Source organism: Lactobacillus taiwanensis DSM 21401, from assembly GCF_001436695.1.
Classification (GTDB): domain Bacteria; phylum Bacillota; class Bacilli; order Lactobacillales; family Lactobacillaceae; genus Lactobacillus; species Lactobacillus taiwanensis.
The window spans coordinates 72,001-85,883 of the sequence record NZ_AYZG01000034.1 but is presented as its reverse complement, the minus strand read 5'-3'; the positions used below and the strand labels follow the sequence as shown (position 1 = coordinate 85,883).

The following is a 13,883-nucleotide window of genomic DNA, read 5'->3' as shown; positions in this document are numbered from 1 at the left end:
TACAGTGAAAGTGGTATGGAAAGCAGAAGTTCGTTAAAATAGCTATGGGAGGGATGATCGTGCATCGGTATCAACATAAGTATACTTTTCCAAGTATTATTATTCTGCTCGTATTAGCTATTTTGGGCTTAATATGGGGATATTTTAATATGCAGAAAAATACGACCGTGCCCCGTGGTTCAAATATGAGCGTACTTGGAATTGAATTAGATCAAACCAAAGATTATATTGATTTACATAAATTAGAAAAAAACGGAATTTCTTTCGTTTATTTGCGTTCGACACAAGGAAAGTCCTATTTTGATGATAATTATTTACTTTACCGCGATCAACTTCAGGGAACTAATTTAAATTTTGGAACGATTATTTCTTATAGTGATGAAACAAGTAATGAAGAACAATATCAATATTTTCTGAATAAGGTAGGAACTAATACCGGGACTTTGCCAGTAATGATTGTTCCCGCAACTAGCAATTTAACTAAAACTTATTGGCAACGCATGGGTAGATTCGCTCAAATGATTAATAATTTAGGAAAAAGGGTAATGATTGCAGGAAATTATCACTATCATAAATATTTTCCAGAAGAAACTAGATTCTTGTATACTGGAGCAAGTTTAAAAGATAGACGTCATTATGCCTTTTGGTGTTACACTCAAAATGGAAGAGTAAAAAATATCGATAATCTTAATCGTGATGTAACCATGTTTGCTTATATTGGCACTAATACGCAGTATGAGCAATTATATGGACAACAAAAAGTACAATAGAGGAATTAGAATGTATTCACAAGCAATTACACAAGTTTTAGAAAGAGAACATAAAGATAAACCAACTTTAATTCAAGAAAGAACATACGATGCTATCTATAATGGTGCTAGTGTAGTTGGGCTAGCTAAGACTGGTACTGGAAAAACTTTAGCTTATGGTTTGCCAGTAATGGGAAGAATTGCAGAAATTAGTGGTAGAGGTGTAATTTTAGAGCCTACTACTGAGCTTGCTATTCAAACTAGAAATAATTTGTTGCCATATGCCAAAGCTTTAGGTTTAAAAACTATTGCTCTAGTTGGAGCTGGTAATAGAAAAAGGCAGTTAGAACGTTTAAAGAAAGAAAAGTCAGATATTATAATTGCTACGCCAGGTAGATTTTTTGATTTCTTATCTGAAAATAGAATCAAGTATCAGGATATTAATGCTTTAGTAATTGATGAAGCAGATGATATTTTGGAATTTGCTAAGCTAGATTTATTAAGCTCTTTAGGACAAAATTTATCTTCAACTGCACAGATTTTGTTATTTGGAGCATCTGAATCAGAAATTACTAAAGATGCGGATGAGCTTTTTAAACGGACATTTTTATTAATTGATGTTCGCCCAGAACAAAAATCTGAGGTTAAACATTATTTCTTGCAGGTTTCAAATGAATATAAGATGCAATTCTTGCAACGTTTAGCAAAGCTAGATAAGTTTAAAGGAATTTTATTCTTTGATAGTACAGAAACTGAGATGAGATTTGCAAGAATTTTTAGTCACAGTAAAACCAAGTTTGCAGTTTTAAGTAATGAAACAAATAAACAAAATCGTGAAAAAATTCTTAGTGATTTCAAAGCTGGTCGAATTAAATTTTTGTTTGCAACTGATCTTGCAGCACGCGGATTGGATTTACCAGATGTGAGCTACGTGATTAACTTTGAAATACCTAGTGAAGTTAATACCTATCTTCATCGCAGCGGTAGAACTGGAAGAATGAATAAGTCTGGTACTGTTGTGACACTGGGGGACGATCACGATTTTAGAAATCTTAAAAAATTGTTGGATGGTACTTATGAAGTTAAAAGAGCATATTTTGCAGGCTATAGCTTAACGACTGAGAAGCCACTTTCAAAAAAGGAAGAAAAGAAAACTAAAGTTAAAGAAGTCAAAGTTAAATCAAAACATAAGAAGAAACGTTGGCGTAATAAAAAAAATAAGGGATACCATCCTCGAAAGAATAGAGGAAATAAGTAATGTCATCTTTAGTTAAATGGCTAGAAACGTATGTTTTACCACCTGCGTCTCGTCTAGCACAAGTACGTTGGTTAGTTGCGATGCGAGATACTTTTGTTTCGTTATTGCCTATTACAATGGCTGGATCTATCGCAATGCTATTTAATAGCATTATTAGAGCAGCTAAAGTGCAAATGCATTGGGATACTTTTTATTCTTTAATGCAACCAGTAATGGCAATTGATAATATTGTTTGGGAAGGTACGTTCGCTCTATTTGCTGTATATTTTGCGATATCTTGGGGCTATCATCTAGCTAAAACTTACGAGGTAAACCGCTTTGCTGGTTCAATTGCGTCTTTAGTTGCTTTTTCAATGAGTATTAGTGATTCAGTAAAACTACGTATTGATGGGGATGTAGTTGATATTAAAAATGCCTTTGATATCAAGCAATTCTCAACGATGGGATTATTTACGGCAATTATTTTTGGTTGTATTGGGACAGCGCTATTTATTATGTTTTATAAGGCGAGAATTCGTTTAAAAGTTGATAGTAGTATGCCTCATGCAGAATGGGTTGCCTTTAGCACCTTAGTTCCAATTTTGCTTTCAGTCTTTATCGTTGGATTTGTTAATTTTGCCTTTCAACGCCTTACGGGAACCTACTTTGGAAATTGGCTGCTTACTACTATCCAAAGACCTTTAGTAAATTTAGGACAGGGTTTTGGAGTGGTTTTATTAGTTACATTTTTAGTTCAAATATTTTGGTTCTTTGGGATCAATGGTATCAGTGTCTTAACCCCAGTAATGGATTCTTTATGGCTAACGCCAGAAAACATTAACGTTACAGCAGTTAGAAATAGCGATCATGTCCCTTATATTTGGGTACGAGATTCCTTTAATGTTTTTGCATGGTTTGGTGGAGCGGGTGGAACTTTAGTCTTGATTATTGCTATTTTAATGTTTTCTAAACGTAAAGATTACCGAACTATAGCAAAGATGGCAGTCGCACCAGGGATTTTTAATATTAATGAACCTATTATTTTCGGCTTGCCTGTTGTATTTAATCCCGTATATTTGATTCCTTTTGTAGTAGCACCATTGGTAAATGTATCGCTTGCTTATTGGGCTACACAGGCAGGGTTAGTTAATCCGGTTCAAATATTTGTTCCAACAGTTATGCCGCCACTTATTGGACCGTTTTTAGCATGTAATTATGACTGGCGAGCTATTGTTTTAGCGCTTATTAATATGGTTATTGCACTTCTTATTTGGATGCCATTTGTTTTTGCAGCAGATAAAATTGCCAAGCAAGATAATAATCAACGTAATTTTTATTTGCCACAGTATTAAATTTTTAATAGTTAAAAACCAGTTTTTATGGTAAAGTAGAAACTGGTTTCGACCCCGTAGTTCATCTGGATAGAACAATGGTCTCCTAAACCGTAGAGGTGAGTTCGAATCTCACCGGGGTCATATTGATATAGAGCCATTTGTGGGACATTAAAAATAAGCAAAAATTGAATTTGTTCCCCAAATGACCCCTCCACGTGATATTTTAAGTATTAAAAAAGCATTACCTGATTAACTCACAAGGTAATGCTTTTAATTTGATATTAAACATATTTCAATGGATTAATAAATAATTCTAAAACCACCCAAAGAAAAATGATTAGTAAAATTGCAATAATACTGATTAAAATATGCTTAGTCTTTTTGGGATAGGAATTACCTAATAGAAAGACAAGACAAAATATGATAATAGTAATTAAAATTGCTGCTAAAGATAAAAAACTAAACATAATGTATTTCACTTTCGTTATATAGTTAAGTATAAAGTAATTAGAGAGATAGTACCAAAGAAAATTGAATTAAGATATAGTATAATAAGCGAAGAAGAATAGGAAAATAATGCTATGAAAAAAATAAAAGTAATGACAGTTTTTGGTACTCGACCAGAAGCAATTAAAATGGCACCTTTAGTACTAAAATTGAAGCAGGATGAACGCTTTGATGAAGTAACGGTAGTCAGTGCGCAACACCGCGAGATGCTGGATCAAGTTTTAGATATTTTTAAAATTAAACCTGATTATGATTTTAATATCATGCATAAAAATCAAAGTTTAGAAGATATTACTTCAAAAGTAATGATCAATATGGCTCAGATAATTAAAGCGGAAAATCCCGATATTGTTTTAGTCCATGGAGATACTACTACTAGTTTTGCAGCAGGACTAGCATCTTTTTATGAGCAAATAACTTTAGGACATGTGGAAGCAGGTCTTAGAACTTGGAATAAATATTCCCCATTTCCAGAAGAAATGAATCGTCAAATGACAGATGACTTAGCTGACCTATATTTTGCACCAACTAAGTTAAGTAGGAATAATTTAATAAAAGAAAATCATTCTTCCAGAAATATTTATGTTACTGGTAATACTGCTATTGATGCCTTAAAACAAACTGTAAAAAAGGATTATCATCATGATGTTCTTGACGAAATTACGCCCGGTAATAAAGTGATATTAGTTACTATGCACCGTAGAGAAAATCAGGGAGAACCGATGAGGCGCGTGTTTAAGGTAATGAAGCAGGTTGTAGATAATTACCAAGATGTAGAAATTATCTATCCTGTTCACTTGTCTCCACGAGTCCAAGAAGTGGCAAATGAAGTACTTGGTGGGGATTCACGTATCCACTTGATTAAGCCTCTCGATGTAGTTGATTTTCACAATTTAGCTAAAAGAAGCTATTTCATTATGACTGATTCAGGTGGCGTGCAAGAAGAAGCACCTTCTCTTGGAAAGCCTGTATTAGTGTTACGTGATACAACTGAGCGACCAGAAGGTGTTAAAGCTGGCACCCTGAAACTTGTCGGAACTGAAGTAGATAAGGTTCATGATGAGATGATTAGGCTACTTGAAGATAAAAATGCTTATAGTAAAATGGCTAATGCCAAAAATCCTTATGGCGATGGCAAGGCTTCTGATCGAATTATGGATGCAATTGCTTATTATTTTGATAAAGAAAATAATCAAAAACCAACAGATTTTAAATAAAGTAAAACTCCAGATACTGTGTAATATCTGGAGTTTTTATATGATTATCTTTTATTGAAATGATCTTTAAATTTTTTAGCAAATTTATTACTAGTATTAAGAAAAATCGATTTAGTAGTTAAGTAATTAAAAATACCTACTAGGATTTGATCAATTACTTTTACGAAAAATGAATTCCAATGTAACCACGAAATTCCAACTAGCATAATTAAGTTATCTGGAATCAGGCTGATTATCCGATAAATGAAAAATAAACATAGTTGGTAGACAACGCCGTGCTTTTTATCTACATTTTGAATAAATACGCCATGCTTATTAAAAGAAAAAGAGGCCAAGTTGGAAATGATAAATGCAATTGTGTTGGCATAAATTACTGGAATTTTCCAAGCATTATGAAATAAAAGAAAGCAGACAATATTGATAACTGCTGCTAAGAAACCAAAGATAACGTAAACATAAAAGTTTCGGTGCCTGGCAACAAGCTTACTTCCAAGCTCTCGTAACTGGACTTGGGTAATCTTTTGCCCCCTTCTTTTATGATGATTTTTAGTCATTAAATGCCTCGACTATTTCTTCAGTAGCTTGATCAATTAAATCAATATCTTCGTCATCAACAGCGTTTTCGATTTTAACTGGTTTTGCTACTTCAACTGCGCCACACTTAATAAATGCCTTCTCAAAGTCATCTACGTTTTCACAATAATGATCTTTGTATGTTTTGTCTCCAGACCCCATAACGGCGAATTTTTTACCCGATAAGTCAAGAGTAACTAATTGGTCATAAAAGTCTTTTAATTCATCAGTCATCACACCTTCGCCGTAAGTATAAGTAACCATTACGCAAAGATCAGCATCAAGATAAGAAGAAGCATCTGCAAAACTAACGTCAATATTTTCTACGTCAAAACCTGCATCTTGTAAATTCTCTTCTAAAATTTCTGCCATATCTTCATCATTACCAGTCATACTGGCAAAGACAATCTGTGCTTTCATGTAAAAAACTTCTTTCTATAACATTTTCTCCTATTATACTAAAGAAGGTGGGTAGATTGTAAATCTTAAGAGAAATTATTTAAGAAAAGCTTTATAATGAATGGTTGAGACTTTCTCAATGACTACTAAATTATGTTTATTTAAGGTATGCTAATAGTATATAAATATTAAAAAAGGAGATTTTTTAATGATAACAATTAAGTCAAAACGTGAACTTCAGGGTATGCAAAAATCAGGTCGCGTTTTAGCAGCAATGTTTGAAGGCTTACGTGATGTTATTAGGCCTGGAATTTCTACTTGGGAAATCGAAGAATTTGCTCAAGATTTTATGAAAAAACATGGTGGTCGTCTTTCAGAACAAGGTTTTGAAGGATACAAATATGGTACTTGTATTAGTGTAAATGATGAAATTGCCCATGCGATTCCGAGAAAAGATAAGATCTTAAAGGAAGGCGACTTAGTCAGCGTTGACGTAACTTGTAACGTTGATGGTTATGAAACTGACTCCTGCACTACTTATGGTGTTGGTAAAATTTCTGCCGAAGATCAAAAGTTAATGGATGTTACCAAAAAGGCAATGTACATGGGAATTGATCAAGCTGTAGTTGGTAATCGTATTGGTGATATTGGTAGCGTTATTCAAAACTACGTTGAAAATGAAAATGGCTACGGAGACGTTCGTGAATTAGTTGGTCACGGAATTCAACCATCTATTCATGAAGACCCAGAAGTGCCTCACTGGGGTAAGGCTGGTCACGGTTTACGTTTACGTGAAGGTATGACAATTACTGTTGAACCAATGGTCGAAGCTGGTGGTGATTGGAGAATTGAACAAAAGACTGTTTCTGATCCTAACGATGATTGGGTTTATTATGCAACCCCAGATGGTTCAAAGTCAGCTCAATTTGAACATACTTTTGCTATCACTCCAGATGGTCCAAAGATTTTGACTTTGCAAAAGCCATATGATGGCTACGAAAAGTATCTTCCTCATTTTTTAGATGAAGATTAATAAGTAAAATATTTTATGAAATCTTTTCTCAATCAGACTAGGAACCGTACAGCAAATTTTATTCAATTACTATCAAAATATATTAGCCAGGGTGAAATAAACCAAAATTCCATCATTATTGCTTATTATGTATTGTTAAGTATTTTTCCAATCATAATTATTATTGGAAATGTTTTACCTTTATTTAGTATTGATACCAAGCCAATTGCTCGCTATTTAGAATTGATTTTTCCAAGTCAAGTTTCAAGCTTAGTTATGCCGATTATTAATGCCTTATTGAAGAAGCATTCAAGTGGATTTATTTCTTTGGGTATTGTAGTTGCAATTTGGTCATTGAGTTGTTTGGTTAATTCGATTCGCTTGGCCGCAAATAAAATTTACGGTGTTGATAAACAAGAAAAGGGAAAATCATGGTGGAATTATTTACTGGCCAGAACTTTTACTTTTGCTTTATCAGTAATTTTAGTAGTTGGATTTTCAGTAATAATTTTCATTTTCACATTTGGTAGACAAATTATGGAATTTTTGGCTCCAATTTTTAATCTATCCTTATGGTGGGTTTATAAATTAGAAAATTATCGTTGGCCGATCATAATTTTAATGACAGTGATAGTGAATTTGTACATTAATTATGTAATTCCAAATATTCGAGTTCAAAAACGTGTGGTTTGGCCAGGAGTATGGTTTACTGTAATAAGCTGGAGTGCCTTATCATATTTCTTTGGTTTATACTTAAGACAATTTGGGACACGCTGGGAGAATTACGGGATTGTAGGCTCATTCATTATCTTTATGCTTTGGCTTAACGTAGGTTCATTCTTATTATTGCTTGGTATTTGTATTAATGCAGCAGGAGATGAACTAAAAGGTAGGAAGATTGAATACAGTCAAAGCCCGATTTTGAGAATTTTTAGAAAAAACAAAGAATTACCTAAATAAGTTGACGTAAGTTTGGTAAAATATATTATGGAAAGCTTATTTTTGTGAGGAGAATAAAATGAAAGTAAGAAAAGCAGTTATTCCAGCAGCTGGATTAGGTACTAGATTTTTACCTGCAACTAAGGCTATGCCTAAGGAAATGGTACCAATTGTTGATAAACCAACAATTCAATTTATCGTAGAAGAAGCCAAAAAATCAGGAATTGAAGATATCTTGATTGTTACTGGTAAGAACAAGCGCTCAATTGAAGACCACTTCGACGCTAACCCAGAACTAGAACAAGATTTGGAAGAAAAGGGTAAGACTGAGCTTTTACACTTGACCCAATCAATTACTAATTTAGGTGTTAACCTTTACTACACTCGTCAACCACACCCAGCTGGTTTAGGAGATGCGATTTTAAGAGCTCGTAGCTTCGTTGGGGATGAACCATTTGCTGTAATGCTTGGTGACGACTTAATGGACGACAAAGTTCCACTAACTAAGCAATTGATTGATCGTTATGATAAGACTCATGCATCAACTATTGCTGTAATGCCTGTACCACACGAAGAAGTTTCTAAGTATGGTGTTATTGATCCAGATAACGAAATTGAACCAGGCTTGATTAACGTTAAAGCTTTTGTTGAAAAGCCAGACGTTGATAAAGCTCCTAGTGATTACGCAATCATTGGTCGTTACTTATTAACTCCAGAAATTTTTGATATTTTAGCACATCAAAAACCTGGTCGTGGTGGCGAAATTCAATTAACTGACGCTATTGATACTATGAATAAGACTCAACGAGTATTTGCTCACGTATTTAACGGTGAACGTCACGATGTTGGTAACAAGGAAGGTTACCTTGAAACATCAATTGAATATGGTTTATCTCACCCACAAATTAAAGATGATTTACGTAAGTACATCATTGCAATGGGTCAAAAATTACAAAATGAAGATAAAAATACTAATAAGAAAAAATAATTCTAATTAGATAAAAACTATAGGGAAGTTATCATATTGATAACTTCTTTTTTAGTAAAAAAGTGTAATCTTTTTGCCAACTTCTTATAAAAAGTGAGAAAATATAAATAATTCTTTATTATAAGGGTAAAATGATGATTGAATATAAGAATGTTTCAAAGAAATATCAAGATCATGAAATTTTAAAAGATGTTTCTTTTACAGTGAAAAAAGGAGATATTTTTGTTTTAGTTGGTCCTAGTGGAAGTGGAAAAACAACTTTATTAAAGATGTTTAATCGACTCATTGAACCGACAAAAGGGAAAATTTTTCTCAATGATAAATCAATAAAAGAATATAATTTGCGCAAATTAAGAGAAAAAACTGGCTATGTTTTGCAAACTGCTAGTTTATTTCCAAATTTAACGGTTGGTGAAAATATTACTATTGTCTTAGAACAAGAGGGCGTAAGTCGAAAAGAACGACGTCAGAAACAAGAACAATTATTAAAATCTGTTGATTTAGATCCTAAGTTATATTGTGATCGCCTGCCAAATGAATTATCTGGTGGAGAGCAACAGAGAGTTGGAATTGTTCGCTCTTTAGCAGCTGATCCAGAAGTTATTTTAATGGATGAACCATTTTCTGCTCTTGATCCGGTTGTAAGAAAACAATTGCAGGATTTACTAATGAATCTTCATGAGCAGTTTAACAAGACAGTAATGTTTGTAACTCATGATATGCAAGAGGCAATTCGACTAGGCAATACAATTGGTGTTTTGCATGATGGCGTATTAGAGCAAGTAGGAAAGCCTAGAGAAATTCTACGTCATCCAGCTACCAAATTTGTTCAACAATTTTTTACCGGAAATCGAATTAATCAAAAGCTTGATCTTGAAACTTTGCTCAAGAGTGAGCTGGGAGTTGATCCTCGGTTTTATCCGAAAGTTGACACCTTAGTTCGTTATCACGTAGATAGTGTAGAAGATCTAATTAAAGATTGTTCAAATCACCCCGATGCCTTATTTATTGCAGAAACTGAATTCGGCAATTTTTTAATTGAGCCAAAACGAGTTTGGAATTTCTTTTTAAAGTGGGTGGCTGGACATGATTAAATCTTTATGGCAGATGTTATTAACTGAACATGATCAAATTTGGGCTACAACACTTGTTCATATTAAGATTTCACTTATTGCTTTATTAATTGCAATGGTAATTGCCATTCCATTGGCCTTTATTTTGAAAGGACATAAGAAGGCAGCAGAGTTTACTCTACAGGTAGCAGGAATCATTCAAACAATTCCTAGCTTGGCTGTTTTAGGTTTGTTGTTACCGTTTGTTGGAATTGGGACAGTTCCAGCAATTATTGCACTAGTCTTATATGCGATTATGCCGATTTTTCAAAATACTTACTCTGGATTGACTGAGATTCCAGAAAATTTAGAGGAAGCAGCTACTGCTTTTGGCTTAACTAAATGGAAGAAACTACAACGTTTAGAAATTCCGCTGGCTATGCCGATGGTCTTTGCTGGGATTAGAATTGCCCTTGTAATGATTATTGGGACAGCTACTCTAGCAGCCTTAATTGGTGGAGGCGGACTAGGTACTTATATTTATGTAGGTATTAATTCAAATAATAATACTGAAATTTTAATGGGTGCAATTTTGTCTGCCTTATTAGCATTAGTATTTAGTGGGATTTTGAAGTTTATTTCAAAAAACAATAAGCGCTTAAAGTGGGGAAGTGCGGTGATTGCTCTTTGCTTGTTAATTTGGGGTGGAAGCAGTTTATATTCACACTTTACTACTAGTTCCACGAATGTTGCTGAACCTAAGCAAACTATTACGATTGCCGGCAAGATGGGATCTGAACCTGCAATTTTGATTAATATGTATAAGGAATTAATTGAAAAGAATGATCCGAATACTAAAGTTGTTTTGAAGCCTAACTTTGGTGGCACGACATTTTTATTTAAAGCTCTCCAGACAGACAAGATAGATATTTATCCAGAATTTACTGGAACAGTTTTGCAGACTCTAGTTAAAACGGGTAAGAAGACTGGAAATGATCCAAATCAGGTTTATGCAGAAGCTCGAAGTGATTTAAAGAGTCAATTTGATATGGAGTACTTAAAGCCAATGACATATCAAAATGGCTATGCTTTAGCTACAACTCAGAAGTTTGCAAAAGATAATCACCTAACTAAGATGAGTGATTTAAATCGAGTAAATAAAAAAGTTCATGCTGCATTTGATCCCGACTTCACTTCATTAAAAGACGGTTATCCAGGTTTGAAGGATGTTTATAAACTAGATTTTGCTTCAATTAAGAGTACAGAATCGAGCATTCGTTATCATGCAATTGCTAATAATCAAGCTAATGTTGTTGATGGTTATACAACTGATGCAGAAATTAAGAAGTATAATTTGGTAATGCTAGATGATGATAAAAAATTCTTCCCGCCATATCAGGGTGCCCCGTTAATGAGAGCTAAGTTTGCAGAAAGAAATCCGCAAATTGTAAAAGCATTAAATAAATTAGCTGGTAAAATTACAACTCAAGAAATGCAGGCAATGAATTATCAGGTTAATGTTGAGCATGAAAAACCAGCTAAAGTAGCTCATGAGTACTTAGTAAAACATGGATTAATTTAGAAAAGAGTATAATTATGACAAAATATACAGTAAAAAGTGAGTTAACAGATACTCCTTGGCAAATCGAAAATAGAACTAAGAAGCATAAGTTCATGGCTGATGAATCAGCTAGTGGTAAAAATGTTGCTCCTAATCCAGTAGAGTATTTGGCAGGAGCAGTTAATTCTTGTATTTCAATTTCTGCAGGGATGATTGCAAATGTCCACCATTTAGATGTAAGAAATTTCAAAGTTACAACACAAGCAATTACTACCAAATTGGGCCATGGAAAATCCGTTGTTAGTGAAATGTTAATTTCAGTTTCTTTTGATAGCTCTATGTCTCAAGAAGAAAAGCAAGATTTCTTATCTCACACTTTACATGTTTCAACAGTTTATCAGACAGTGTCACAAAGTATTAAAACTTATGTGGAATTAGAAAATTAAGCTTAAATAATTTGCTCTTAGTCAATATGACTAGGAGCATTTTTGATTTTTTGGCAAATATAAGGCAAGATATAAGTTAATTAAGTTTTTTGTTTTTATCTTTAGTATTAATGTTCGCACGCTATGTGATTTTATCAGATAAGTTAATTAATCATTATCAGATTAGTAAAGGTTTTGTATTGTGTATAGTCATGTTGTGATTGTCATATCAATCTTATTAACAACTGTACTATTCTTTACCTACAAATTAGAAATATAAATAAAAACTTCTTATTTTTCTTAATTATTGGGTCAATAGCATTGTATTATTTTTCATTAGTGATAAATCAGGTATATAACAAAAACAAGTGTAAATTTGGTATTCGAGACTTTCTTTACCTATTGCTTATTTTTGCATTAGGAGTAAGTTACTTATGGCTTGTAATAGGATCTGAATTAGTAATTGCTATTTGCCTATTAATTTGGAATTTAGTATTTTTCTTAGGATTTTATATAAAAAACAAAAATTCTTTAAAGTAACTGGCTGATAATTATTTTGAATAGACTGCTATAATATTTAGTAAATCAATAAAGAGGGATCTATATGGATATTTACAGAGGCTATACTCCAGTTTTAAATAAGTTACTTGAACAGATGCTGGGATATTTTAGAACTGAAAACAAATTGTACCAAGAAAAAACAGGTGACAGTCTATATGAGCATCTTATTGGCCGAGTTAAGCAGCCGAAAAGCATGATTGAAAAATGTCAGAGAAAGGATCTTCCAGTAACTCCTGAATCGGCTTTGAAAGTAAATCGGGATAGTGTTGGAATTCGCGTAGTTTGTAACTTTATTGATGATATTTATACTTGCATTGACTTAATTAATAATTGGGATGATGTAACAATTGTTAAACAAAAAGACTATATTACAAATGCTAAACCAAATGGTTATCGTTCATATCATATGATTTTAGATGTGGAACGAGCAGAAAAAGATATTGAAGGCAATACTCCAGGCCATTATTTTGTCGAAGTGCAGCTTAGAACGATCGCGATGAATACTTGGGCAAGTTTAGAACATGAAATGAAATATAAGCACAAAATAAAGAATCCTGAAATGATTGGCAAAGAGTTAAAGCGAGTTGCAGATGAATTAGCTTCTTGTGATGTAAGTATGCAAACTTTGCGTCACTTGATTAGAGAGGAAGATTGACTTAATGAAAATTTTGCTGGCAGAAGATGAAGAACAATTATCTCGTGTTTTAGTAGCAGCAATGCAGAGCGTTAATTATGATGTAGATGCAGTTTTTAATGGTCGAGATGCAGTGGAGCTTGCTAAAAAGAATTCATACGATGTGATTGTCTTAGATATCATGATGCCTATTATGGATGGGATCACTGCGCTGAAACAAATTCGCAAAAGTGGTGATAAGACCTATGTTTTAATGCTTACTGCAAAAGCAGAAATTGATGACCGAGTAACTGGTTTAGACAGTGGAGCAGATGACTACTTAACCAAACCCTTTTCATTAAAAGAACTTCTTGCACGTTTGCGTTCAAAAGAAAGACGAGATGATAAATATACTCCCAATGAAGTTGAAGTGGGGGATCTTGCCTTAAATGTTGCTGAACAGGAATTAGTAAGTCATAATTCAATTCGTCTGGGCAGTAAAGAAACGCAACTTTTAAATTACTTAATGCTTAATGAAGGTAAAGAGTTCTCAACTTCTGATTTATTAGCTCATGTCTGGAAAGATGATGAAGACGCTAATGAAGATACAGTTTGGATTTATATTTCTTACTTGAGACAAAAGCTGCAATCGATTCAAAGTACAGCTCAAATCGTTGGTGAAAAAGGTGGTAGTTTTTCCTTAATTAGGTAGGTGA

Annotated in this window: 14 protein-coding genes and 1 tRNA gene; 13 read left to right on the top strand and 2 right to left on the bottom strand. The window is 33.4% G+C overall.

The window, feature by feature from the left end; genetic code table 11:
- Positions 1–53: 53 nt before the first annotated feature.
- The 5 genes from FD18_RS05295 (at position 54) to wecB (ending at position 5,044) form a co-directional block, all read left to right on the top strand.
- A complete protein-coding gene (locus FD18_RS05295; RefSeq protein WP_083486758.1) occupies positions 54–770 on the top strand; it encodes a GH25 family lysozyme in 717 nt (238 codons plus the stop codon).
- A 10-nt stretch (positions 771–780) separates the two neighbouring features.
- Positions 781–2,007 carry a DEAD/DEAH box helicase gene (locus tag FD18_RS05290; RefSeq protein WP_057718958.1) on the top strand — a complete coding sequence of 409 codons (1,227 nt, stop codon included), beginning with the start codon at positions 781–783 and terminating at the stop codon, positions 2,005–2,007.
- Positions 2,007–3,338: a PTS sugar transporter subunit IIC gene (locus FD18_RS05285; RefSeq protein WP_057718957.1), complete on the top strand. Its 1,332-nt coding sequence runs from the start codon at positions 2,007–2,009 to the stop codon at positions 3,336–3,338. Before FD18_RS05290 ends, FD18_RS05285 begins: the two co-directional genes overlap by 1 nt.
- Before the next feature lie 50 nt (positions 3,339–3,388).
- Positions 3,389–3,461, top strand: a tRNA-Arg gene (locus tag FD18_RS05280).
- Between the two features lie 440 nt (positions 3,462–3,901).
- Positions 3,902–5,044, top strand: coding sequence for a non-hydrolyzing UDP-N-acetylglucosamine 2-epimerase (wecB, locus tag FD18_RS05270; RefSeq protein WP_057718955.1), 1,143 nt, complete (start codon positions 3,902–3,904; stop codon positions 5,042–5,044).
- Between the two features lie 44 nt (positions 5,045–5,088).
- Here the strand turns inward: wecB and FD18_RS05265 are convergent, their stop codons facing one another.
- A complete protein-coding gene (locus tag FD18_RS05265; protein ID WP_057718954.1) occupies positions 5,089–5,598 on the bottom strand; it encodes a GtrA family protein in 510 nt (169 codons plus the stop codon).
- Positions 5,591–6,037, bottom strand: coding sequence for a flavodoxin (locus FD18_RS05260; protein WP_003649178.1), 447 nt, complete (start codon positions 6,035–6,037; stop codon positions 5,591–5,593). The genes FD18_RS05265 and FD18_RS05260 overlap by 8 nt, the downstream gene beginning before the upstream one ends.
- 187 nt (positions 6,038–6,224) lie before the next feature.
- Between FD18_RS05260 and map the strand changes: the two genes are divergently transcribed.
- The 8 genes from map to FD18_RS05220 all read left to right on the top strand — a co-directional run bounded on the left by map (position 6,225) and on the right by FD18_RS05220 (position 13,879).
- The gene (map, locus tag FD18_RS05255; RefSeq protein WP_057718953.1) at positions 6,225–7,049 is read left to right on the top strand and encodes a type I methionyl aminopeptidase; all 825 of its coding nucleotides are present in this window, start codon (positions 6,225–6,227) and stop codon (positions 7,047–7,049) included.
- A 15-nt stretch (positions 7,050–7,064) separates the two neighbouring features.
- Complete coding sequence (locus FD18_RS05250; RefSeq protein WP_057718952.1) at positions 7,065–7,988, top strand: YihY/virulence factor BrkB family protein; 924 nt, start codon at positions 7,065–7,067, stop codon at positions 7,986–7,988.
- Positions 7,989–8,046: 58 nt separating this feature from the next.
- Positions 8,047–8,955, top strand: coding sequence for a UTP--glucose-1-phosphate uridylyltransferase GalU (gene galU / locus FD18_RS05245; RefSeq protein ID WP_057718951.1), 909 nt, complete (start codon positions 8,047–8,049; stop codon positions 8,953–8,955).
- A gap of 131 nt (positions 8,956–9,086) precedes the next feature.
- A complete protein-coding gene (locus FD18_RS05240; RefSeq protein WP_057718950.1) occupies positions 9,087–10,049 on the top strand; it encodes an ABC transporter ATP-binding protein in 963 nt (320 codons plus the stop codon).
- On the top strand, positions 10,042–11,589 hold the full coding sequence (locus FD18_RS05235; protein ID WP_057718949.1) for an ABC transporter permease/substrate-binding protein: 1,548 nt from the start codon (positions 10,042–10,044) through the stop codon (positions 11,587–11,589). The genes FD18_RS05240 and FD18_RS05235 overlap by 8 nt, the downstream gene beginning before the upstream one ends.
- 14 nt (positions 11,590–11,603) lie before the next feature.
- Positions 11,604–12,014, top strand: a complete 411-nt coding sequence (locus FD18_RS05230; RefSeq protein ID WP_057718948.1) for an OsmC family protein — start codon at positions 11,604–11,606, stop codon at positions 12,012–12,014.
- Between the two features lie 583 nt (positions 12,015–12,597).
- Positions 12,598–13,209: a GTP pyrophosphokinase gene (locus FD18_RS05225; protein ID WP_057718947.1), complete on the top strand. Its 612-nt coding sequence runs from the start codon at positions 12,598–12,600 to the stop codon at positions 13,207–13,209.
- A gap of 4 nt (positions 13,210–13,213) precedes the next feature.
- A complete protein-coding gene (locus FD18_RS05220) occupies positions 13,214–13,879 on the top strand; it encodes a response regulator transcription factor (protein ID WP_057718946.1) in 666 nt (221 codons plus the stop codon).
- Positions 13,880–13,883: the final 4 nt, after the last annotated feature.